This is a genomic window from Saccharothrix xinjiangensis (assembly GCF_039527585.1).
GTDB classification, from domain to species: Bacteria; Actinomycetota; Actinomycetes; order Mycobacteriales; family Pseudonocardiaceae; genus Actinosynnema; species Actinosynnema xinjiangensis.
This window is the reverse complement of the sequence record NZ_BAAAKE010000016.1, coordinates 183,407-205,687: the sequence shown is the minus strand read 5'-3', so window position 1 is coordinate 205,687 and position 22,281 is coordinate 183,407. Positions and strand designations below refer to the sequence as shown.

Sequence of the window (22,281 nt, the reverse complement as noted above, 5' to 3'; positions counted from 1 at the left end):
TGATTGGTGCGCCTTGGGTGCAGGATGAATCCCCGCAGCACCGGCGAGCTAAGACGATGCCGCCCGATCAAGGCGGCCAGGAGATCGTCGATTTCGTGCGGCCGTGATGGCCGTGCCGATTCCGACTTGGTGGTCGGCGTGGTCGAGCACGCCTTTGACGCGGAATGGGAATGACTCATTCGACCGAGCGGTGCCGGGTCAACGGCCGAGCAGCGCCCTGGCATCCGCGTAGGCCTCGACCACCCGGGGCACGACGGCGGCGGATTGGTACCGGCAGGCCCTGACCGCACCGGCGGCGCCCATCCGACGCCGTCGCGCGGGATCGGCGAGCAGGTCGTCGAGAGCACCGGCGAGCGCGTCGGCGTCGCCCGGCTCGACCAGGCACCCGGTGACGTCGTGCTCGACGACCTCGGCGAGCCCGCCGGTCCTGGACGCCACCACCGCCGTCCCCGAAGCCATCGCCTCGACGGCGACCAACCCGTGGGGTTCCGGCCAGCGGGACGGGACGGCGACCACGGAGGCGGCGGCGAACGCGGCCATGACCTGCTGGTGCGACACCTCGTCGCGCACCACGACGGGGCGCCCCGCTGTTCCGGTGAACTCGGGGGTGTCGGCCCGCCGCGGACCGATGACGACGAGCGGCACGGGGGTCGCCATCCGCTGGTGGGCGCGCAGGAGCAGGCTCACGCCCTTGTGCTCCCCCAGCGCACCGACGAACAGCACGAAGTCGCCGTCGGGCAGGAAGCCGGGGCGCGGGACCTGCGGCGAGGCCGCGTCATCGGCGGCGGGGGGCGGGATCACCCTGATCCGGTCCGGGGCGACGCCGGGCAGGCAGGCCCGCGCGACGGCCGCGCTGATCGGCAGGAACATCGCCACCCGGTCCCAGCTGCGCCGGGCGAGCACGAGGCCCAGCGCGAGCGCCGTGCCCTTGACCGAGCCGTAGAAGGCGCCCGCGCAACCGAGGCAGCCGCCCGGCGACGGACCGGCGCACCGGGAATCGAAGTCATCGAGGTACGTCATCGTCTTCTTCGCGCAGACCAGGCCGTAGTCGTGCAGGCTGACCACCAGGGCCGCGTCGGGGGGTAGTCGCAACCGCAGGCAGGAGTGCAGGATCCAGCCGTGGGCGTGCACGACGTCCGGGCGGGTCGCGTCGACCAACCCCTGCAACGACCGGACCAGCGGGGGGTCGGCGACCGTCGGGTGGAACTGGTGGTCGGGATCGGTGGAGAACCGCCGCAGGTGCCGGGTCCAGCCCGTGAACCTGCGCACGACCACGCCGCCCGCCCGCTCGAACGCCGGGGAACCCGGGCGGCTGAGGGAGGCCACCTCGACGTGGTGGCCGCGCGCGGCCAATTCCCGGGACAGCACCCGCACCGCCCGTTCCAGACCGCCTGGAGCGGGCGGATAGCTGTCGGTCACCTGGAGGACCCTCACGCGGCGGACCCGGTGATGATCCGCCGCCGGAAGACCAGCACCCACAGCGCTCCCCCCGTCTGCGCGGCGATCCAGGCCAGTCCGACCGCGACGATGCCCAGCGCGGGCAGCAGGACCCAGGAGAGCACCAGGCTCGCCACCAGCACCGCGGTGTTGAACCACAACGCGCTGCGCAACCGGTTCGTCGCCCGCAGCACGGCGACCGCGATGTTGACGATGGCGTCGGGCACGGCCGAAAGCGCCAGCAGCACGAGCAGCACCCTGCCCTCGCCCGGGTACTCCGGTCCGAACAGCGACAGCAGCGCCCCGCCGCCGAAGAGGCACACCACCATCGGGACGACGAGCAGCACGGCGATGGTCACGGCGCTGCGCCGCACCGCTGACCCGACCGCGTCCGGGTTCCCCGCGCAGGTGGCGAACAACGCCGTCGACACGGCCGGGCTGATCATGAAGAAGACGGCGCCGATCATCCAAGTCGCGTAGAAGTAGGCGTTCGCGACGACCGACACCCTGACGACCACCATGAGGGGCAGCAGGTAGATGCCCAGCGTGCCCGTGACGGTGATGAGGTGCTGTACCCACAACGACTGCCGCATCTCCCGCAGGGCGGCCGGGAGTCCGCGCGACCGGGGCCGCAGCGAGCTCCCGAGGGCGCTGCGGCGGAAGCCGGTCAGCGCGACCAGCAGCGACAGCCCGGCCGCCACCGTCCACGCGGTGAGGATCCGGTCCTCCGTGCCGGGCAGCAGCCACGGCACCAGGACCAGCGGGATGCGCGCGGCGGTGGACAAGGCGTTGCGCCCCAACATCATCGTCGCGCGGTCTTCGGCGATGGCGGCGTGGTCGTACACGATGCCGGCGGCGAGGAACACCGCGCCGAGGCAGAACAACACCGCGCCCGTGGGGCTGCGCAGCGCGGGCAGGGTGCCGTACAGGTGCCCGAGCACCCCCACCACTAGCAGGCCGCCGAGGCAGCCGCCCGCCGCGGCGACCACCACGCCGGCGGTGAGACGCCGGCGCCATTCCACTCCCGACCGGCTTCGCGGCAGCCACTCCAGCATGGCGGCGGCCGCACCCACCGCGGTGAACATCGTGGTGGCCTGCAACGCGCTCACCACCGCGGCTCCCGCTCCGCTCACCCACGCGGGCGAGCTGCGCGCGACCACCAACCAGAACACGAAGCCGAACAACGAGGTCACCACCGTGGTCGCCATGATCGCGACGGAGTTGCGCAGCAACTCGCCGGAGGCGAACCAGGTGGTCAGCCACGTCCGGGCGGACGGCGCGCGGGTGCGCGCCCCGGTTGCGGCGCGCACCCGCGCGCCGGCCTCGCCCCGCGTCGCCGACTCGTCGGTCACGGTGCGACCCTCAACCCCACCACGAGCAGCGACGAGGTGTCCGGGCCGACGGTGACCCGCACGCGGTAGTCGCCCGCCGCGGCCGGGGCGGTGAAGGTGACCGCACCACGACGCTCCGCCACGACGCCCGGCCCCGTCCCCGGCTCGACCCGACCGGCCTCCACCCGCACCCCCGACGCGGGCGCCCCCCCGATCGTGACGCCGACGGCCGGCTCGGCGTCGGGCAGCGCCGAGCCGTGGCCGCGCAGCGTCCACCGCAGGGTCACCGGAGCACCGCTCGGCGCCGAGAGCCACCGGCCGGCGACCACGTCGGGCTCGTCGAGGGCGAGCTGGGTGTACCGCTCGACGGGCGTCGGGCGCAGCGCGACCGCGCCCGCCACCGCGGCGCACAGCACGAGGACCGAGACCACGACCCCGGCGGTCCGGCGAGCCGCCCCCCGCGACGCCCACACCGGTGCCCCGGGAAGGGCCGCCCCCCACCTGGCGATCAGCAGCAGCGCCAGCGCCGCGGAACCGGCGCCCACCGCCACGCTCGCGGTCGAGATCGGGATCCCCGACAGGCCGAGCAGCAACACCACCGCCAGCAGCGAGAGCATTCCCAGCAGCACCGGGAGCACCACCCGCAGGAGACCGTCCACGCCCGGGTCGTCCTCCGCGCCCGCGCCGCGCCGCGCGCGGTGGCCGAGCACCAGCGCCGTCCCGTGGTGACCCGCGACCAGCACCAGCACCGGGAACGCGACGAGCGAGCGCAACGGGACCGGTGACGGCACGGCGGCCAGCGCCGTCGCGGCGCACACGGCGACGGTGAGCGCGAGGGTGGCGGCCCGGCGTGCGGCCGTGCCCGACGTGCGATCCGCGTTCACGGCCCGGACGCCACCGGTGCGCCGAGCCGACCCAGGTCGAGCCGGTAGACCCGGAGGTGCTCGGTGGTGATGATCCGCGAGGCCCACGGCACCCGGTCCAACCGGTCGAGCCGTTCGATCGGGGTCACCCGTCCGGCGAGGGGGTCCTCCGGTCCGTAGTTGTTGCCGTTGTAGGCGGGCTCGTGGGCCATGCGGATGTCCACCACCAGGTAGTCGAAGCGCGAGGTGACCAGGCTCTGGACCAGGGGGACGTCCGGGTCGCCGGGCGTCTGGGTCAGTCCCCACGCGGGAAAGCCCACCGACGGCGCGGCGAGGTCCAGGCCCCCGTAGGCGGCGACCTGGAGCCCCGTGAACCGATCGGTGACGACGCGCACGTCGCCGGCCGCGGCGGCGAGCTGCTCGGCGACGGTCCGCGCCTCGGCGCTGGCCGAGTTCGTGTCCGAGCCCCACGTGAACGGCTTGGGGAAGCGGTACTGGTCGTTGAGGCCGGCGCCGACGTTGCCGATCAGCACCACCGCGAACAGGAGGAGCAGCACCGGCGGTGACCGCCACACCGGGATCCGACCGCGCGCGTGGACGACCAGGAACGCGCCGATGAGGGCGATCCCGACGTAGGTGAACGCCCACGACCGCCGGGTTCCCTCCGCACCCGACGGCGTGAGCAGGAACAGCACCGAGGGGAGGTAGAGCAGGCCGAAGGCCATCAACGCGAGGGTGTCGGCCCGCCACGCCCGGTGCGCGCGGCGCAGGACCAGCAGGGCGGTGAGGCAGCCCAGCCCGACGACGACGGGCGCCAGCGCGGTCGCCCCCCGCTCCCACAGCGGTTGCGCGGTGGCGGTGAGGACCGCGCGACCGGTGCCCTGCCGCTTCAGCACGCCCGAGAGTTCGCCGACCGCCCCGCCGAAGTACGGGGAGAGGTACGTGAGCGTCGGCCGGGCCACCAGGCCCAGCCACGCCGCGGTCGTGACGGCGGTGCTGCCGAAGACGATCCACCAGGTGCGCGCCTCGCCCTCGTCCGGTGGCCTGGTGTCCCGGCGTCGCCCGGCCGTGCGCGCCCGGATCGAGGTGGCAATCGCCACCAGGAACAACAGGAGCAGCAGGAACAACGTGGACAGGTGGTGGGTGACCACGCAGCCGGCCCCGCACAGCACCGCCGCCGCGGTCGCGGCGGTCCGCGGCCGCCCGTGCGCCCTGGCGGCGAGGCCGGCCAGCGCGAGCGCCCAGAGGAACAGCGCGACGGCGAGGCCCTCGTAGGCGTACTGGCTGTCGAAGTACATCTTCGACGGGTTCAGCGCGTAGATCACCGCGCCGAGCGCGCCCGCCGTCGGCGACCGCAGGTGCACCTGCGCGATGACGAACACCGCGAACAGCGCCAGCACGTGCGCGGTGAACACCACGAGTTGCCCGGACGTCCACACCGGGAGGCCGGTCAGCCGTTGCACCACCGCCGTCAGGCCGGAGGTGCCGGGGTAGAACTGGACGATCGGGATCACCGCGTTGGGTGGCAGCAGCGAGCCGCTCGACAGCACGTCCACGGCTTCGCGCCAGTGCGCGTACTCGTCGTGGTAGGCGGGGGCGGCCGGGTTGCGCAGGAGCTTGGGCACGTAGGTGAGCACCCCGAGCAGCGCGACCCCCCACGCCGCCCGCCCGCGGTCACCGGTGGCGATGCGGACGGTCAGCGGCACCAGGGCCAGCAGGACACCGGCCCAGAAGGTCGCGTAGTACCGGGACGGCGAGTCGCCGGCCGCCGAGAGCCGGTACGACAGCCCGACCACGAGGGTGCCCGTCGCCGCCGCCGCGATCACGACCGGCCAGGAGGTCGTCCGGGCCACCAGCGCGGAGCGCGGCGGGTCGACCTCGGCGCCGCCGGGGTCCGCGGTCGCCCCGGGGTCCCTCCCCGGGGCGGTGGCCAGGTGCGTCACCTGGTCGCGGTGGGGTTCGCGACGTGGCCCCGCGAGGGCACCGCATCGGTGATCCGGTCCAGCGCCGCCGTGGTGGCCGACCACGAGTGCGGGTCGGGGAACCGCTGCGCGCGGTGCGCGGGGAGGTCGAGCAGCGCCGCGCGCAGCGCGTTGACGTCGCCCCTCGGCACCAGCACCGCGCCCTCGTAGTCGGCCACCGCTTCGACGAGCCCGCCGACGGCGTAGAGCAGGACGTGGAGGCCGCGGCTCATCGCGATCTGGAGCGGACCGCTGGCGGAGCCCCGGCGGTACGGCAGGACCAGCGCGTCCGAGTCGGCGAAGAACCGGGCGGCCTCCTCGTCGCTGACGTAGCGGTTGACGAAGGTGATCCGGTCCGCGTGCGGGCTCGCGGCGATCAGCTCGGCCGGGCGGGTCCAGCCCTCCCAGGTCTCCCCGACGACGGTCAGGGTGAAGCGGGACGCCTGCTCGCGCGACAGCGCGTTGAACGCCGCCACCAGGTCCTCGACCCCCTTGTAGGGTCGGATCAACCCGAAGGAGAGCAGCCGGGTCACCCCGTCGGCCGGCTCCGGCCCCCGGGGCGCCGGTGGCAGGTGGTCGTACGGGCCGTGCGGGGCCGAGTCCACCACGAGGTGCCGGAGCCGGTCCGCACCGTAGGTCGCGAACACCAGGTCCCGGTCGTGGCGGCTGTGCACGAGCAGGCCGGAGGCGCGGGCCAGCAGCGCGGGCGCCACGCGGCGGCAGTACCGCGCCACGAGAGGCCTCGCCGCCTCGCCGGTGTCCTGCACCTCGTGGAACTCGATCACCACCGGCACCCCGGCGCGTCGGGCCGCGGCGGCGAGCGCCAGGTAGGTGTGCAGCGTGGCGGCGGTCCACCACTGGAGCACCAGGACGTCCGGCCGTTCCCGTCGCAGCGCCCGCACCGCGTGCCGCAGCCGGTCGCGCCAGAACCAGTCGACCTTCCCGACCAGGCGCACGTCATCGGCGTACCTCAGGCAGCTCAGCTCGTGGCCGACCCTCCGCGAGCCGGGGTAGAACCGGGCCGGGATCAGCTTCTCCAGCAGCAGCACGGACACGTCGTGGTCGGCGGCGAGCGAGTTGGCCAGCCGACAGGTGTAGACCGAGAGACCGCTCAGGAACAGGAACCCCGGCCCCACGAGCCACACCCTCCGCCGAGGCGCCTCGTCGTGCCCTGCGTTGCCGTCCGCCGAGGCGCCGTCCATCGTCTCTCCTCGCTGCTTCCACTGGATCGTCAGGTGGTCACGGCACCCTCAGGGCAGTCGCCGGAGGGCCGGGGGCGGGATCTCCGTGACCTTTGCCGGTACCCGCGACTTGTCGTCGGGTGACTCGTCGACCGGGTGGAGGTTCGCGCGGGAGCCCTCCGTCCGCGCGGAGCCCCAGCCGTCCGGGCACCGCTGGACCCGTACCCTGATCAGGATGGACAGGCACTTGACGCCGTCCCGCCAGTTGATCTTCTTGCCGCGCTCGACGGAACGGCCGTCGTAGCTCACCGCCACCTCGAACGGCCGCGTTCCGGTGCGGAGCAGCCGGGCGGCGATCTCGGTGTCCAACCCGAAACCGCTCTCCGACAGCCGCAGCGCGTGGAAGTCCGCGACCGGCAGGAGCTTCAGGCAGGTGTGCATGTCGGTGAGGCAGGCGTCGAAGAGGATGTTCGCCACGAGGGTGAGCGCCCGTCCGCCCAACGCGAAGCGGAACGACCGGTAGCGCGTGTTGAGGCCGAACACGCGCGTCCCGAACACGTGGTCGGCACGACCGCGGAGGACGGGTCCGAGCATGGCCGGGATGTCGTCGGGCGAGTACTCGAGGTCGGCGTCGAGGATGACCACGTGGCTACCCGCCGCCTCGGCCACGCCGGAACGCACCGCGGCCCCCTTGCCGCGGTTGTGGGAATGGCGCACGAGCCGCATGCCCGGCCGGACGAGTTCCTGGAGTATCCCACTCGTTTCGTCCGTGCTGCCGTCGTCGATCACGAGGAGTTCCACCGGGCAGGGGTACTCGACCGCGAGCACTCTTTCGACCGCTGATCGAATCGTTCGGCTTTCGTTGAACACAGGCATGACAATGGAGAGCATCACAACGTGCTCCTGTTCGGAATCCCGCCGCTCCTCAACCATACCTGGCAGCGCCGACCCACATCGCCGACTCTTTCTCGCATGGCCCGATGAGGTGTTATGTTCAACCTATTAAGACCAATCACATTCCAGACCGTGCGGTTGCCGCTGTCACCCACTCCATACGTGTGACACTGGACCTGAGTGGACCGGTGGTCCCGGTGACGGTCGGGCAGCCGTCCGGGTAGTTCACCGGCCCGGACGCGCGACCGCGGTCGATCCCGCCGGGAGCGCCTGGAATAGTTGGTCCGCTGTCGCGCCGACCACGCGCACCGGGCACGCCACATGAGATTCGGGTTGGACGGACAGGAGGATTCATGCGCGAGCAGGACCCCCCTCGTGGCGGCAGCGCCAAAGCGGGACCTCGGAGGTGCGGGGCTTTTCCCGCGACGTCCATGCGGGTCACGCTGGTCACCCCGGGTTTTCCGCCCGACGCGGGTGGGGTGGAGGCGCACAGCGGCCACCTGGTCCGCGAGCTCGCCGCCCGGGGCGTGGCCGTCGAGGTGCTCACCGGCCGCCGAGGGCTGTGCCGGGCGGCCACCGAGGTGCGCGACGGGGTGCGGATCCGCAGCTTCCCGGTCTGGCGCACGAACGGGATGTCGATCTCCCCGCAGTTGCTGCTGGCCGGTCTGAGAGCCGCGCGCGGCACCGATCTCGTGCACGTGCACAGCTACCACGCCGCGTGCGGCTTCACGGCGCTCGGCGGGTACCTGACGCCGGTGGTGTTCACGCCGCACTACCACGGCGACGGGCACAGCCGACGGGCCAGGGCGATGCACCGCGGCTACCGGTTCGTCGGTCGGCTGCTGTTCCGGGTGGCGCGGGCGGTCATCTGCGTGTCCGAGGCCGAGCGCGACGCCGTCGTTCGCGACTTCCCGGCCGCCGCGGGCCGCATCCACGTGGTGCCCAACGGGGTCGACACCGCGGCCGTCCGGTCGGCGCGGCCGTTCGCCGGGCAGCACCGGACCATCCTGAGCCTGGGCAGGCTGGAGCGCTACAAGCGGGTGGCGGTCCTGCTGCGCGCCCTGCCCTCGCTGCCCGCGGACGTCCAACTCGTCATCGTCGGGGACGGGTCCCAGCACGGGGAGCTGCGCGGGCTGGCAGCCGAACTCGGGATCACCGGCCGCGTGCGCTTCCTCGGCCGGATCGGCACCGAGGAGGTGCACCGCTGGCTGCGCACGGCCGTCGTGCTGGTGTCCCTGTCGGAGCACGAGGCGTTCGGCATGGCGCCGGTGGAGGCGGCCGCGGCGGGCGCCAGGGTGGTGCTCAGCGACATCCCGGCGCACCGGGAGATCACCGCCAACCACCTCGGCGCGCTGGCCCGCCTGGTCGATCCCGAGCCGGCCGCGGTCGCCACGGCGCTCATCGAGCAACTCGCGGAACAACTCGCGGCGCCGGGCCGGGTCGAGGCCCAGGTGCCCGACTGGGGTCGGATCGCGCAGCAGACCCTGGAGGTGTACAGGACCGCCCGGGAGGACAGGTCGTGAAGTCCTCCGGCGGAACCCGAGCCGTACCGCCGGAGTTCGCGCGCCGCGCCCCCGGCCCGCCTGTCGCCTCTTCCGGGGTCGCACCGCCGACCACCGGGTTCCCGCCGCGGAACACGCGGCTCACCCGGTCGAGGCCACGTTCCGCATTCACCGATGGACGTGACAATTTGCAGGTCGCAATCTGCATTCAACCTGGGTCCTCGGCACAGGCGCATCCCGGACCTTGGCCGACCGTCCCGAGCGGTTCCGCGCGACGGGCGAATTCGGTCTCCGACGGCGTCGAGGCTGCTCGGCGTGAGCGGGCAGGACGGCTCGCCAAGGCGTGTTCACTCCTTTGTGCTTACCATCGGGACTAGGCTCCTCGTACACCGGAGAAATGATGTCGTGGGCTCCTGGTGATCGACTCGATCCCGCCCACGACGGAATCGAGTTGATCGTCGATGGCTGACTCAGAACCGACCGCCAGGACGTCGGGTGGCGCCGAGGTCCAGGTGAAGATGGACGACATCGCCGAGTCCCAGCTCCGCCGGGCGCACCGGCTGGAAAGCCTGGGGATGCTCGCCGGCGGGGTGGCGCACGACTTCAACAACCTGCTGGCGGTGATCACGAACTTCGGCATGTTCCTCGCCGAGGAGATCGACGCCGCCACGAAGGAGGGTTGCGACCACCTCGATCGCGCCGCACAGGACGTCGAGAAGATCCTGGGCGCCACGCAACGCGGCGTGAGCCTGACCAAGCAGCTGCTCGCCTTCGGCCACCGCCAGGTGGTCCACGCGGAGGTCCTGGACGTCAACGCGCTGGTCACCCGGTTCTCGCAATTGATACAACGAACCCTCGGTGAGCACGTCATGGTCACCCTGGACCTCGCGAGCGCCCCGTGCACGATCCTGGCCGACCCGGACCAACTCGAACGCGCCCTGCTCAACCTCTCGCTCAACGCCCGCGACGCCATGCCCGACGGCGGCGTCCTGCGCATCGACACCGCACGGGTCGTCGTCGACACCGACTACGCCCGGGCCCGACCCGGCGCCTTGGAGGGTCCCGCCGTTCGGATCCGGGTCAGCGACACCGGCGTCGGGATTTCACCGGAAGCCCTCGACCAGGTCTTCGAGCCGTTCTACACGACCAAGTGCCGCGGCGCGGGAACCGGGCTCGGGTTGGCGAGCGCCTACGGCGACGTGACCCAGGGCGGTGGGCTCATCCACGTCGAATCCCAGGTCGGCACGGGAACGGTCTTCACCATGCTGTTCCCCGCCGTCGACGACCTCCCCCGGCAACCGACCCGGGTCGTGGAGTACGACCGCAGGTGCAAGGACGAGGCCGTGCTGGTGGTCGAGGACGACGAAGGACTCCGCGAGGTCACCGAGCGGATCTACGTCCGCAACGGCTACCGGGTCTTCACCGCCGCCGACGGCGACGAGGCCGTCGCCACCGCCAGGAGCCACCGCGGCGACATCCACCTCCTGCTCACCGATGTCGTCATGCCCGGCATGCTGGGCAAGGAGGTCGCCGAGAAGATCCAGGCGATCCTGCCGGGCGTCCCCGTGCTCTACATGTCCGGCTACGCCCAACCCGTGCTCGCCCACCAGGGCCGTCTCGACCCGGGCACCGTCCTGCTGGAAAAACCCTTCACCGAGGGTGAACTCATCAAGAAGAGCAGGCAGGTCCTCAACGGGGACTACAAAGGATTCCGCACCGGCGACCCGGGAGGATCCCAGTCCCTCGTGTGACGATCCGCGCCACGTCGATCGCACGACGGCTGTCGACCCCGGGTAGTCGTGGTTCACCACACGGTGAAGGCCGCGAACCCCAATCGGCACTAGCGCTCGGAGTCCTCTTCGGACACGCTGGCACGGTCAGGTCCAACACGATGCCTGGAGAAGCATCAGTTCCCCTGTGGAGGGACAATGTCCAGACATCGTTCGCGATCGCCGGCGGCCGTCGAGGCCGTGGGCGTTGCCGTGGGCGGGGTGGGTCCTCGTGGCGCACCCGCCTCCACGCGGTCCGCCGCGGCCGTGCCGACCAGGGTGGTCCGGGGCGCCGGCGGGCGAGTGGCGGGAGGTGGGCGGTGACGACCCCACCGGTGGTCGGGGACTTGCGGAAGTCACTGGCCGACAACGGCTTCGTGGCCATCCCGGCGCTGTTCTCGCCGGCCGAGGTGCAGGAGGTGGCGGACGGGCTCGACGGGTTGTTCGGGCGGTTCGGCGCGCTGCCCGCGGTGAGCACGCTCGACCTCGGCGCCACCGACGGCGAGTTCGGCGGCGACGTCCCCGAGATCCTCTACCCGTCGCTGCTCGCGTCGGAGCTGAGGCGCACGGTCGTGTTCCGGCGCAGCCTCGCCCTGGCCCGGCAGCTGCTCGGGCCGGGCACGTGGTTCCGGTTCGACCACAGCATCCGCAAACCGCCGCGCTGCGCCTACGAGACGGTGTGGCACCAAGACCGCGTGCACAAGCGGTCCGGTCTGCCCGAGCGCCGGCTCAGCATGTGGATCCCCACCGCGCCGGTCGGCGTCGAGGACGGCTGCATGCGGTACGTCCCGCGCAGCCACCTCGGCGGCGTGCTGCCGCACGAGGAGGTCGCGGAACGGCGGGGCGCCCTGCGCACCAAGGGCGTGGACGAGACGACCGCGGTCGACTGCCCGCTGCCACTGGGCGGCGCCGTGCTGCACCTGTTCGAGACGGTGCACAGCGCCCACCCCAACCACGGCGAGTCCACCCGGACCGCGTGGATCCTCCAGTTCACCCGTCCGCGCGCGATCGTCCCGGTCGCGGCCTGGGCGCACCGCGTCGTGCACGAATGGCACATCCGCCGCTGGCGCCGGACGGATGCCTGACCGGTTCGACGTGCGGGGCGCCAGAACTCCGGACCGGTTCACGATGTTGCCGCACCCGCCCCGCACGGAGGGCTTCGGCGCCGAACAGCACGTCAACAACGGTCCCGCACCGGCCGATCGCGGCACCCTGGCGGTGAAGGACACGATCGCGGCGAGGTCCACGACCATGCCCGAGCAGCTGCGGCGGTCGTTCGTGAACGGCCGGATCCGCCCTCCTGCCGCGGCGCGCGGCGGTACCGTCGGGACATGCGAACTCCGCGTCGTGGCCTTCGCACCCCGTCCTCGTGCACCCTGTCCTCGTGCACCCTGGTCCTGGCCTGGTCCGTTTGGCTGTCCGGCTGCGCCGGAAGCAGGCAGGACGCGGGTCCCGGCTCGTCTGCACCCGTCGTCCCGACCACTTCGCCCTCGTCGATCTCCTCCTCGTCCGCCGCTTCATCCGATCGGTGGAAGCGGAGCTGCTCGGTGGACGTGCACATCGGCACCGGAGCCGCAAGTGTCGCGGCTGTTCGGTCGTTCGAGATCAACAGATACGACCACGGCCTCACGGTGGCCTGCGGCGATCGGGGCGAGGTACAGGTCCACCACGCCCGCGACACACCGGCCTTCGCACTGGCCCTGACCTTCGACGGCGCGACGACCGTCCTGCGCAAGGGTGAACGGGCTCCGGTGGGCCCTTACGAGGCCGTGCTGGTCGCGCAGTCCGGTGATGACGGCCGGCAGATGCGCTTCGAACTGCTGGTGCCCACCCGGTGATCGACGCCGGGGGTCCCTCCGAGGAGGTCGATCCCGCTCCGACCGGACGTGGATCGACGAGCGCGGGGTCCGAGCGCACTGACCGACCGCCTTCCGGGCAGTACGACGCCTTCCTCTCCTACAGCCACGCCGACGATCGAGTCGCCGTCGCCGTCGAGCGCGGGTTGAGCAGGCTGATGAAGCGGTGGCACCAGCGCCGCGCGATGCGCGTGTTCCTCGACCGGAACAACCTCGCCGCCAACCCCGACCTGTGGGGGTGGATCACCGACGCGCTGGACGGGTCGCGCTGCTTCATCCTGCTGGCGTCACCGCACTCCGCCGCGTCGCCGTGGGTGGGCCTGGAGGTCGACCACTGGATGCGCACCGAGCCCGACCGGGGTCGGTTCCTGATCGTGCTCGCGCACGGCACGATCGCCTGGGGCGAGGGCGACTTCGACTGGAACGCGACCGACGCGCTGCCCGCCCGTCTGCGCGGGTGGTTCACCGCCGAGCCGAAGTGGGTGGACCTGAGCTGGGCTCAAGGGGATGTCGGGCTCTCCACCCGGCACGGCGCGTTCCGCCGGGCGTTGGCCGAGTTGGCGTCCCCGATCCACCGCGTCCCGGTCGACGACATCGAGGGCGAGGACCTCCGGCAACACCGGCGGACCACCGCGATCAGGCGGTTCGCCATCGCGTTCCTGGTGCTGTCGCTGGTGGTGGTCAGCGGCCTGCTGGGCTACACGGCCGTGCTGCGGAACGACGTCGAAGCCCAGCGCGACGCCGCGTCGTCCCGCGACCTGGCGTCGCGCAGCGAGGCCATCGGCGACGACGACCCGGAGCTGGCACGCCTGCTGGCGGTCGCCGCGCACGAGATCAGCCCCACGGGGCAGGCGCGGGCCGCCCAGCTCGCCGCGACGCTGCGCCCAGGCCTCGCGGTCCTGGCGCCCGGTGGGGGCGCGGTGGGCGCCCTGGCGTTCAGCCCGGACGGGAAATCCCTGGTGGTCGGCACGGCGGACAAGGCGATGACGGTGTGGGACGTCACGACCCTCAGGAGGGTCGGTGAACCGGTCACCGGCCACGAGGCGCCACCGACCTCGATCGCGTTCAGCCCGGACGGCGGGCTGCTGGCCACCGGCGACGGCGTGGACGTGCGGTTGTGGCGCCTGGCCGACCGACGGCCGGTCGAGCCGGAGCGACTCGACCTCGACCCGGACCAGGACGCGCCGCCCGCCGTCGACACCGCGCACCGGATCACGTTCAGCCGCGACGGGAACCTGTTGCTGAGCACCGCCGCGAGCGGCGCCCAGATCCGCATGTGGGACCTCGCCACCCGCACGGTGACGCGGCCGTACGTGCCGTCCTTCGGACGGGTCGCCGCTGCGTTCACGGCGGACGGCGGGCACCTGGCGACCCTGAGCGACGACGGGTACCTGAACTTCCTGCGGACCGGTGACTGGGCGGGCAACCCCGCGCGCATACACGAGAACGGTTCACGCAACGGTACCGGACCCGCTGTGGCGATCTCGTCGGACGGCCGGGTCCTGGCCACCGTCGGATCCGACGCCGTGCTGCGGTTCTGGGACGTCGCCACCGGGCAGCGCCTCGGAGAGCCCATCACCGGCCGGGTCGACACCGACCGCACCGCGACGGTGCCCGCGATCGCCTTCGCTCCCGACAGCGTGCTGTTCGTCGCGGCCGACCACGGCGGCACGGTGCGGCTGTGGGACGCCGCCGGGCAACAGCCCGTCGGGGAACCGCTGCGCGGTCACACCGGCACCGTGACCACCACGGAGTTCAGCCCTGACGGCCAACTGCTGGCCACCGGCAGCGCCGACGGCACGGTGCGGCTGTGGCGGGTGTCCCTGCACCGCAGTGCGGTCGCGCCGCTGGCCGGTCACGCGGGCCGGGTGTTCGCCGTGGCGTTCAGCCCCGACGGCCGGATGCTGGCCACCGGCGGCGATGCCCGGCGGGAAGCGGCCATAGCCGACCGGCCCTACCCGTGCGCCGACGTGGGCTGGGACATGTGCTTCATCGGCGACCAGGGCGCAGAGCCGTTGTCGGCAGGCAACATCACCTGGTGGACCGCGGGTGAGGAGCGTCCGTGGTCTGCCGAGGGCCCGGCGGTGCACCTGTGGGACCCGGCACGGCGGGAGCACATCGCGGCGCTGGACGCCGGCACGACCGCGGTCCGGGCGATCGTGTTCGACACCGACGGCACGACCCTGATCGCCGGCGGGCTCACCAGGGGCAAGGGCATCTTCGGGACGCGGTTCCACGGCGTGCTGCACGCCTGGCAGACGGACACGCGACAGCCACGCACCCACACGCTCCACACGGACCAGACCGTCCGGTCTCTCGCCCGCCACCCCGACCGGCACACCCTCACCGTCGCCGCGGACCTGTCGGACGAGAACGCGACCGGCAGGACGGTCTTCGAGTGGAACCTGAGCACCGGCAAGCTCTCCCGGACGCACCTCACCGACACCGCCGCCTACTCCACGACGTCGAGCACCGACGGCCGCGTCGTGGCAGCGGGCCTGCGGGACGGCCGCGTGACGATGTGGCGCGACGCCGCGCCGACGGAGCTGAAAGGGCACGGAGGCCCCGTGGGGGCGGTCGCGATTTCACCCGATGCCACCACCCTCGCGACCACGAGCGACGACGGCACCGTCCGCCTCTGGAACGTCGCCGACGGCACCAGGATCGGAGACCCGCTCATCGGCCACGTCGGGCCCGTGTACGCGGCGGCCTTCAGCCCGAACGGTGAGATCCTGGCCACCGGCGGCGGTGACCACTCGGTGCGCCTGTGGCACCTGCCCACCCGGCGCCAACTGGCCCCACCGCACATGGCGCACCACGGCACCGTCAGGTCCGCGGCGTTCAGCCCGGACGGCCGGACCCTGGCCACCGCGGGCGACGACGGCGGGGTCCGGCTGTGGGACACCGGTCCGACCACCGATCCGCAGCGTTCCCTGTGCGCGACGACCGACCGCACGCTCAGCGCCGAAGAATGGGCCCGGTACGCACCCGGCCTGCCGCACCGCACGCCGTGCCGCTAGCTGGAGTTCCCGGAGCTGCCAGCACAACGGGGTGATCGTCGGGCCGGTGCCGTGGTTGGTCGATGACGGCGTGTGGGAGCTGGTCGGGTCGCTGCTGCCGTTGCCAGAGCTGCCCCGTGCGCACGTCCCCCGGGTGCGGGGGGCGCCCGGGGCAGGGGCGTTCGTTCAGGTGCGGGGGTGTTCGGTGACTCGTGCTCGGGAGGGTCGGCGGTTGAGGTAGGCGGTCAGGCCGCCGAGTTCTTCGTTGGCGATGAACGCCGACCGCACGTTGAGGAGGGCTTCCTCGGCGTGGGAATGGCAGCCCCAGGCCGCGTCGCCCCAGGCATCGGCGACCTTGAGCTCGGCCGGCTCGGTGCAGCCGTCGGCGCCGCCGAGCCCGCACTGCCGGGGGTGTGGAACGGCGGCCTGCGCGACCGAGGCGGCTCGCATCCGGTCGGCCAGTTCCGCGGCGGCGGCGGCGCGCTGCTCCGCTTCGGCGCGCAGTTCCTGCTCCGCGCGCATCGCTTTGACCAGTTCGGCGCGGGCGGCTTCGGCGCGGGCTTCGGCGTCGCGCCGAGCCTGCTCGGTGTGGTGGCGTTCGATGGCCAGGGCCGCGGTGCCGGCGAAGACGCGGGCCAGGGCCAGGTCGACGTCCTGCGGGGCGCGCGGGGTTCGGTGGTACATCGCGAAGGTGCCCAGCAGGCTCCCGTCGCGGGCCAGGATGGGGGTGGACCAGCAGGCGGCCAGGCCGGCCCGCCCCGCCAGGTCGCGGAAGTCGTCCCAGAAGGGGTCGGTGGCGATGTCGGTGACGATGACCGGTTCCCGCCGGTGGGCGGCGGTGCCGCACGAGCCGACGCCGTCACCGGTGGCGATCCCGTCGATGGCCTCGTTGTAGAAGTCGGGCAGGCTGGGCGCGGCCCCGTGGCGCAGGTGCAGGCCATCGGGTTCGGCGAGCAGGACGGAGACGAGCACCTCCTGCGGAGCGAGGTCCTCGATGCAGCGGGCCATCCCGTCGAGGACCTCGGTCAGCGGCGCCTGCCGGGCGATCTGCTCCAGCAGGGCGCGGTGCTCGGTCATCAGGTGCTGGGCGTGCTTGACCTGGGTGGTCTCCACGCCGATCACCCGGATCCCGACGACGTCGCCCTCGCCGTCGCGACGCGGCTCGTAGGTGAAGTCGAAGAACGCCTCCCGCGCGCGCGGGCCGGTGCCGAGCACGACCCGCACGTCGCGACCGGTGTGGGGCTCACCAGTGCGGTAGACCTCGTCGAGCAGGGCGATGAAGCCCTGACCCGTCAGTTCGGGCATCAACTCCACCAGCGGGACCCCGGTGCGCGCCCGGTGCTCGCCGATGGCGGCGAAGAACGCCGGGTTCGCCGTCTCCACCACGTGCGCCGGCCCCACCAGCGAGGCGAACACGGCGATGGACTGCCCGAACAAGACCCGCAGGTCCCCCTCGACCGCCTGCCCGGCGACCGCGGGCTCCGCGTCGAGGGAGCGCCGGTCTGATGCCGCTGTCATCGTGTAGTCCATTCCTCGTCTGTGGTGCTCGATGTTAGTGCCGAGGGCACGCCGGGGTGAGGTCGTCCCCGACGACCGGGGCGGTTGCCTCGCCCTCACCGCGGACCGACCGTGCTCACACCTGTCCCGAGGACCGGGCGCCCTCAGTGCGCTGGTCGACGTCGAGCCCCACGACGGCCCCCTTCCCGACGTGCTCGCCTTCGCACCACCGAGCCCGGCGCCGCCGAGCTGACGTCCACCACGGCCGACCGGGTCGGCGGGCGGCCGCACGGCGACGTCGACGGGGTGATCAGCCCGCACCTCGGTCGGCTTGCGGCGGAACCGGACGCACTCGTGGGCGATCAGGTCGGCCGAGGCGCGGGAGTCGGCCCCGTCGCGCCCGTCCACGCCATTCGTCGCAGGCGCAGGCTTCCGTTCAGGCGGAGTGGGCCTGCTGGAACTCGTCGACCAGCGTCCGGGGAATGCGTCCGCGGTCCGAGATCTGCCGTCCCCGGCTTCTGGCCCACTCGCGGATGGCCTGGTTCTGGTGCCTGTCGCCACCGGCGGGCACGGTGGTCCGGGTGCGGGGCGGCGGGGTGTCGCGCCGCGTGCGACCACCGGTCCGTCGCGCCTTCGTGACGAAGGCGGCGAGTGCGTCGCGCAACTTGTCGGCGTTGGCCGTGGACAGGTCGATGGAGTAGTCGACGCCGTCGAGGGCGAAACCCACGGTTTCCTGCGCTTCACCGCCGTCGAGGTCGTCGATCAGCTGCACGAAGGATTGCTGTGCCATGCAAGACTCCTTGCCGAGGCTTGCACCGTGCCACAACCGCAGCAAGCACGTGTGCGACATGGACGAAAGCGAGCGCGAACCGACTTGATCGTGCGCCGCAATTCTAATGACCCGCAGGGGCGGAAGCAACAGGTTCGTCGAACGGCATCCGGGTGACATCACTTTATGTCGTTGACACCGTGCATTCCGGGCGGTAAAGACGACTCTCGTGCCGTGTCGTCGATGACCGGAAGGGCGACGGTACGTCAATTGACGCTACGGCCGACTCGTAGTTGATCACGCAATCCGCGGCAGGACCGATCTCGGAGCGGCCCCGCATCACGGCCCGCCCCCGGACGAGGCCGGAGAAGGGCTCAGTAGCAGTCGAGGGTGATCATGGAGATGTCGGTGTAGAAGATGCCGAGGTCGTTGAGCGCGTCCGCCAAGGCTTGCTTGAACACCAGGTCGTCCTCGACGCCCAGGTTCAGGACGACGTCCTCGATGGTGACCTCGACCAGGTCCAGCTCGGCGCCGTTGAGCACCTTGGTGCTGTTGAGGATGTCACCGATGGTGAGCACGCAGTCGGGTAAGGCGATCGGCTCCTGCTCGGTGACCTTGAGCGCGCACACGAGCCTGTTCAGCACGCCCAAAGGGTCGGAGTTGATGCAGGAGACGTCCGGGATGGTCGTGGCGGAGGCGGTCCCGGCAGTGCCGAACGCGGTGGCGGCGGCGAAGGCCGTGGCGGCGACGATGACGGTGAGGCGCTCGAACAACTCGCTCTCCTCCTCTTGGGGGCCGGAATCCGGTTGTCCGCTCTTCAGCTTCCCGGTCGCTTTCGCCGTCGGGCTCCGCTGAACGTGTGATGGCCCCGAATTTTCGGCCGAGCGCCACACGCGTGTGGCCCGTCGCACCGTCACCCGTTGGTCGGCATCCCGTCTTCTGCGAAACTGGGGCGATGGGGACCGCACAGGCGCACGACGGAAGCGAACTCTACTTCGAGGTCTACGGGAGCGGACCCGCCGTGCTGCTCTACAACGCCGACCCGAAACCCCCTGATCACCCGCTGCGTCAGCACGTGCTGGACTTCACGAACACCCTCGTGAGCGGCTTGGCCGACAGGTACCGCGTCGTCGCCATGAGCTACCCCGGCTCACCGAAACCGAACACGTTCACCCCCGCCGCCGTCACCGCCGACGTGCTCGCCATCGCCGACGCGGCCGAGGTCGACAGGTTCGCCTGGTGGGGCTACTCGTTCGGCGGCGTCGTCGGGTTGCAGCTGGCGCTGCGCACGGATCGGCTCACCGCGCTCGCGATGACCGGCTTCCCCCCGATCTCCGGCCCCTACGAGGAGATGCTGCGCTACAGCCGGGCACTCGCCTCGGTCGACCAGGACGCGCTCGGCGCGTCGATCCCGGAGGAAGCGCGAGCGCAGCTCCCGCAGTACGCCACCTATTACGAGCACCTCCAGGCCTTCGACGACCGCGCGGCGCAGGCGGAACTGACCCTGCCGCGCCTGTGCTGGGTCGGCGGGGCCGACGAGATCACCGCCGGTCCGGAGAAGATCACCCACATCGGTGAGACGGTCGCCCGGCACCAACGGGAACTCGAAGAACTCGGCTGGGAGGTGGAAGTCCTGACGGGCAAGGACCACCTGGGCGCGATGGCCGCCGACGTCGTACTGCCCCGGCTCAGCGGCTTCCTCGACCGGCGCCTGTTGTCACGTGCGCGGTAGTGGACCGACGCGACGGCCGACCACTCTCTTCTTGCTCTTGGCATCCGACCTCCCGGGTCACTGAATGACCATTGAGATACGAAACCGGAACGAACCGAATGAAAACGCACACCTCGGCCGGTGAAGTCCCTGGTCAAGAAGTGTGCTCCCGGCGCGAGCGAGGACGGCCCCCCACCAAGCCGGGCGATGACCCCGGCTGCGGGACCACGCAGTCCGACGATCCTCGCCGCGGTCGACGGCCGCTAGCGTGGCCGCCATGGCGCACATCGATCTCGGTCTGGACGAAACGCAGTTCCCGGGCATCACCGGCCCGATGAGGTTCCGGCCGGAAACGGCCAAGCCGCTCAACGAGTTGGCCGAGGTCCTGTTGCGGGCGCCCCATTCGCTGCCCCCGGGCGAGCGCGAGCTGATCGCCGCGTACGTGTCCGGGTTGAACGAGTGCGACTTCTGCTGCAACTCGCACTCCGCGTTCGCCGCCGCGCAGTTGGACGAGGGGCTGTCGCTGGTGCAGCGGGTGCGCGCGGACCTCGACGCCGCGCCGATCCCGGAGAAGCTGAAGGCGCTGCTGCGGATCGCGGGCGCGGTGCAGCGGTCGGGCCGCGACGTCACCGCCGACATGGTGGACGCGGCGCGGGCGCAGGGCGCCACCGACGTCGAGATCCACGACACCGTGCTGATCGCGGCGGCGTTCTGCATGTTCAACCGGTACGTCGACGGCTTGGGCACGTTCGCGCCGGAAGGGCCCGAGGGCCACTACGCCGACTCCGCGAGGCGGATCGTCGACCACGGCTACATCGAGTCGTAGTCCTCCGCCCTCCGGCGTTCCCGGGCCGCGCGGCGGGCCCGGACCAGCGGGTAGGACGCCAGCACCAGCAGCACGAACGGCACGCCGACCTGCCACGCCGGGCCGAAGGCCGCGGTGAAGGCCGTCGCGACCAGCACCAGCGCCACGTACGCGATGCTCAGCACCGAGGTCACCGGCGCGCCCGGCAAGCGGATCTCCGACGGCGGCAGGCCCGCTCGGGCCCGGCGGAACGCCAGGTGGGTGACGAAGATCAGCACCCAGGCCGTCATGCCGCTGAACATCGCGATGCCCAGCAGCACGGGGAACGCCGTGTCGGGCGACAGGGCCGCCGCCACCGCCGCGACGGCCAAGCCCGCGGTCGAGGCGAGCACCGCCTGCGCCGGGCTGCCCCGGTCGGTCACCGCGGCCAGCCGGCGCGGCGCGTAACCGTCCAGCGCCAGCGAGTGCACCGTGCGGGACGCGAGGTAGAGCGTGGTGTTCGCGGCGGACAGCGCGGCGGTGAGGATGACCAGGTTCATCAGGCCCGCGGCCGCCGGGACGCCGATCGTGGAGAACAGCTCCACGAACGGGCTCTCCGCCACCCCGTCGACCGCCGCCGCCTCCGTCCACGGCACGATCGCCACGATGATGCCGGTGGCCAGCACGTAGAACAACGCCAACCGCAGCACGACCCGTCGGGCCGCGCGCGGGATGTCGCGGGCCGGGCTGCGCGATTCGGCGGCGGTCATCGCCACCGACTCCACGCCGCCGTAGCTGAAGGTCGCCACCGTGGTGGCCAGCACCACGCCCACCAGCCCGTTGGGCGCGAACCCGCCGTGTCCGGTCCACGCCGACAGCCCGGTCGCGTCGTGGCCGGGCAGCCCGAACACCACGTACAGCACGCCGAGCACCAGGAAGACGACCAGCGCCGTCACCTTGACCATCGCGAACCAGTACTCGACCTCGCCGAACAACCGCACGGCCGCGAAGTTCACCACCAGGATGACCAGGGAGAACAGGCACACCGCCGACCACAGCGGCACCTGCGGCCACCAGTACCGGACGTACAGGCCGGCCGCGACCACCTCGCCGCCGACCGTGATCACCTGCGTGGCCCAGTAGCACCACCGCTGGACGTACCCGGTGAGCGGCCCGGCGTACCGCGCGGCCACCGCGCCGAACCCGCCCGCTCCCGGGTGCGCGACCACCATCTCGGCCACCGCGTAGGCGACCGCCACCGCCGCCAGCGCGCCGACCAGGTAGACCACCACCACGGCGGGGCCGGCCAGGGAGATCGCCAAGCCGGACCCGAGGAACAGGCCGGTGCCGATGGTGCCGCCCAACGAGATCATGCCGATCTGGCGGCTCGACAACTGCCGGAGCAGGCCACCGCTCGCCTCGTCCGCCACGGCATCCCCCGGAAGGTCGCTTCGGCCGCGCGCGGGCCGCGCGCGGGCGACGAGACAGTGCCGGCACCGCCCCGGTGGCGCCATCACCCGCCACGCCGCCTATACGGCTGCCCGAATGACGCCCCGTCCACCCGACGACCGCTCGACCTCGCCCCCGTCACGGTCGGCGGACCTCGGCACCGGGGTCCACGATCCCGGCACCACGAACCTCGGCCGCAGCCCAGAAGGCCCAGAACGGCGGCTATGAGATGAACACGGTGGCCTACGACCCACCCGCCGCCGGCGGCGGCTGGGCAG

Annotated in this window: 17 protein-coding genes; 7 read left to right on the top strand and 10 right to left on the bottom strand. The window is 72.2% G+C overall.

All coding sequences use genetic code 11. From position 1 onward, the window contains the following. Positions 1–198 precede the first annotated feature (198 nt). The 6 genes from ABD223_RS27765 to ABD223_RS27740 are packed head-to-tail and all read right to left on the bottom strand — an operon-like array spanning position 199 to position 7,706. Positions 199–1,419 carry a glycosyltransferase family 4 protein gene (locus ABD223_RS27765; RefSeq protein ID WP_344039508.1) on the bottom strand — a complete coding sequence of 407 codons (1,221 nt, stop codon included), beginning with the start codon at positions 1,417–1,419 and terminating at the stop codon, positions 199–201. 11 nt (positions 1,420–1,430) lie between these two features. Then, entirely contained in the window at positions 1,431–2,789 is a 1,359-nt protein-coding gene (locus tag ABD223_RS27760; protein ID WP_344039507.1) for a lipopolysaccharide biosynthesis protein, read from the bottom strand. Beyond that, positions 2,786–3,652, bottom strand: coding sequence for a hypothetical protein (locus ABD223_RS27755; protein WP_344039506.1), 867 nt, complete (start codon positions 3,650–3,652; stop codon positions 2,786–2,788). The genes ABD223_RS27760 and ABD223_RS27755 overlap by 4 nt, the downstream gene beginning before the upstream one ends. After that, a complete protein-coding gene (locus tag ABD223_RS27750; RefSeq protein ID WP_344039505.1) occupies positions 3,649–5,574 on the bottom strand; it encodes a hypothetical protein in 1,926 nt (641 codons plus the stop codon). The genes ABD223_RS27755 and ABD223_RS27750 overlap by 4 nt, the downstream gene beginning before the upstream one ends. Then, the gene (locus tag ABD223_RS27745) at positions 5,571–6,794 is read right to left on the bottom strand and encodes a glycosyltransferase family 4 protein (protein WP_344039504.1); all 1,224 of its coding nucleotides are present in this window, start codon (positions 6,792–6,794) and stop codon (positions 5,571–5,573) included. Before ABD223_RS27745 ends, ABD223_RS27750 begins: the two co-directional genes overlap by 4 nt. A 48-nt stretch (positions 6,795–6,842) precedes the next feature. Then, a complete protein-coding gene (locus ABD223_RS27740; protein ID WP_344039503.1) occupies positions 6,843–7,706 on the bottom strand; it encodes a glycosyltransferase family 2 protein in 864 nt (287 codons plus the stop codon). Positions 7,707–8,098: 392 nt separating this feature from the next. Here ABD223_RS27740 and ABD223_RS27735 point away from each other — a divergent pair, with 392 nt between their 5' ends. From ABD223_RS27735 to ABD223_RS27715, 5 genes are all read left to right on the top strand, one after another. Continuing rightward, entirely contained in the window at positions 8,099–9,190 is a 1,092-nt protein-coding gene (locus ABD223_RS27735; RefSeq protein ID WP_344039502.1) for a glycosyltransferase family 4 protein, read from the top strand. A gap of 440 nt (positions 9,191–9,630) precedes the next feature. Beyond that, positions 9,631–10,920 carry an ATP-binding protein gene (locus ABD223_RS27730; protein ID WP_344039501.1) on the top strand — a complete coding sequence of 430 codons (1,290 nt, stop codon included), beginning with the start codon at positions 9,631–9,633 and terminating at the stop codon, positions 10,918–10,920. 338 nt (positions 10,921–11,258) lie between these two features. Beyond that, complete coding sequence (locus ABD223_RS27725) at positions 11,259–12,023, top strand: phytanoyl-CoA dioxygenase family protein (RefSeq protein ID WP_344039500.1); 765 nt, start codon at positions 11,259–11,261, stop codon at positions 12,021–12,023. A gap of 462 nt (positions 12,024–12,485) precedes the next feature. Further along, a complete protein-coding gene (locus ABD223_RS27720) occupies positions 12,486–12,776 on the top strand; it encodes a hypothetical protein (protein ID WP_344039498.1) in 291 nt (96 codons plus the stop codon). Next, the gene (locus tag ABD223_RS27715; protein ID WP_344039497.1) at positions 12,773–15,814 is read left to right on the top strand and encodes a toll/interleukin-1 receptor domain-containing protein; all 3,042 of its coding nucleotides are present in this window, start codon (positions 12,773–12,775) and stop codon (positions 15,812–15,814) included. Before ABD223_RS27720 ends, ABD223_RS27715 begins: the two co-directional genes overlap by 4 nt. A gap of 165 nt (positions 15,815–15,979) precedes the next feature. On the opposite strand, the gene ABD223_RS27710 is transcribed toward ABD223_RS27715, so the two are convergent. The 3 genes from ABD223_RS27710 to ABD223_RS27700 form a co-directional block, all read right to left on the bottom strand. Next, positions 15,980–17,311: a GAF domain-containing protein gene (locus tag ABD223_RS27710; RefSeq protein WP_344039496.1), complete on the bottom strand. Its 1,332-nt coding sequence runs from the start codon at positions 17,309–17,311 to the stop codon at positions 15,980–15,982. A gap of 415 nt (positions 17,312–17,726) precedes the next feature. Next, positions 17,727–18,080, bottom strand: a complete 354-nt coding sequence (locus ABD223_RS27705) for a histone-like nucleoid-structuring protein Lsr2 (RefSeq protein WP_344039495.1) — start codon at positions 18,078–18,080, stop codon at positions 17,727–17,729. A 353-nt stretch (positions 18,081–18,433) separates the two neighbouring features. Beyond that, positions 18,434–18,832, bottom strand: coding sequence for a hypothetical protein (locus ABD223_RS27700; RefSeq protein WP_344039493.1), 399 nt, complete (start codon positions 18,830–18,832; stop codon positions 18,434–18,436). Between the two features lie 182 nt (positions 18,833–19,014). Here ABD223_RS27700 and ABD223_RS27695 point away from each other — a divergent pair, with 182 nt between their 5' ends. Together ABD223_RS27695 and ABD223_RS27690 are read left to right on the top strand one after the other, a co-directional pair. Beyond that, positions 19,015–19,791 (top strand): alpha/beta fold hydrolase, encoded by a 777-nt coding sequence (locus ABD223_RS27695; protein ID WP_344039491.1) that lies wholly within the window; start codon positions 19,015–19,017, stop codon positions 19,789–19,791. 256 nt (positions 19,792–20,047) lie between these two features. After that, positions 20,048–20,596 (top strand): carboxymuconolactone decarboxylase family protein, encoded by a 549-nt coding sequence (locus ABD223_RS27690; protein WP_344039490.1) that lies wholly within the window; start codon positions 20,048–20,050, stop codon positions 20,594–20,596. Here ABD223_RS27690 and ABD223_RS27685 read toward each other — a convergent pair. Beyond that, positions 20,581–21,984 carry an amino acid permease gene (locus ABD223_RS27685; protein ID WP_344039489.1) on the bottom strand — a complete coding sequence of 468 codons (1,404 nt, stop codon included), beginning with the start codon at positions 21,982–21,984 and terminating at the stop codon, positions 20,581–20,583. The two genes, ABD223_RS27690 and ABD223_RS27685, sit on opposite strands and share 16 nt — an antisense overlap. Positions 21,985–22,281: the final 297 nt, after the last annotated feature.

Excerpts from the sequence above, each read along its gene's own strand:
- ABD223_RS27710 (WP_344039496.1), bottom strand. The coding sequence starts at position 17,311 with ATGACAGCGGCATCAGACCGGCGCTCCCTCGACGCGGAGCCCGCGGTC.
- ABD223_RS27735 (WP_344039502.1), top strand. The coding sequence starts at position 8,099 with ATGCGGGTCACGCTGGTCACCCCGGGTTTTCCGCCCGACGCGGGTGGG.
- ABD223_RS27745 (WP_344039504.1), bottom strand. The coding sequence starts at position 6,794 with ATGGACGGCGCCTCGGCGGACGGCAACGCAGGGCACGACGAGGCGCCT.
- ABD223_RS27705 (WP_344039495.1), bottom strand. The coding sequence starts at position 18,080 with ATGGCACAGCAATCCTTCGTGCAGCTGATCGACGACCTCGACGGCGGT.
- ABD223_RS27690 (WP_344039490.1), top strand. The coding sequence starts at position 20,048 with ATGGCGCACATCGATCTCGGTCTGGACGAAACGCAGTTCCCGGGCATC.
- ABD223_RS27695 (WP_344039491.1), top strand. The coding sequence starts at position 19,015 with ATGGGGACCGCACAGGCGCACGACGGAAGCGAACTCTACTTCGAGGTC.
- ABD223_RS27740 (WP_344039503.1), bottom strand. The coding sequence starts at position 7,706 with ATGGTTGAGGAGCGGCGGGATTCCGAACAGGAGCACGTTGTGATGCTC.
- ABD223_RS27730 (WP_344039501.1), top strand. The coding sequence starts at position 9,631 with ATGGCTGACTCAGAACCGACCGCCAGGACGTCGGGTGGCGCCGAGGTC.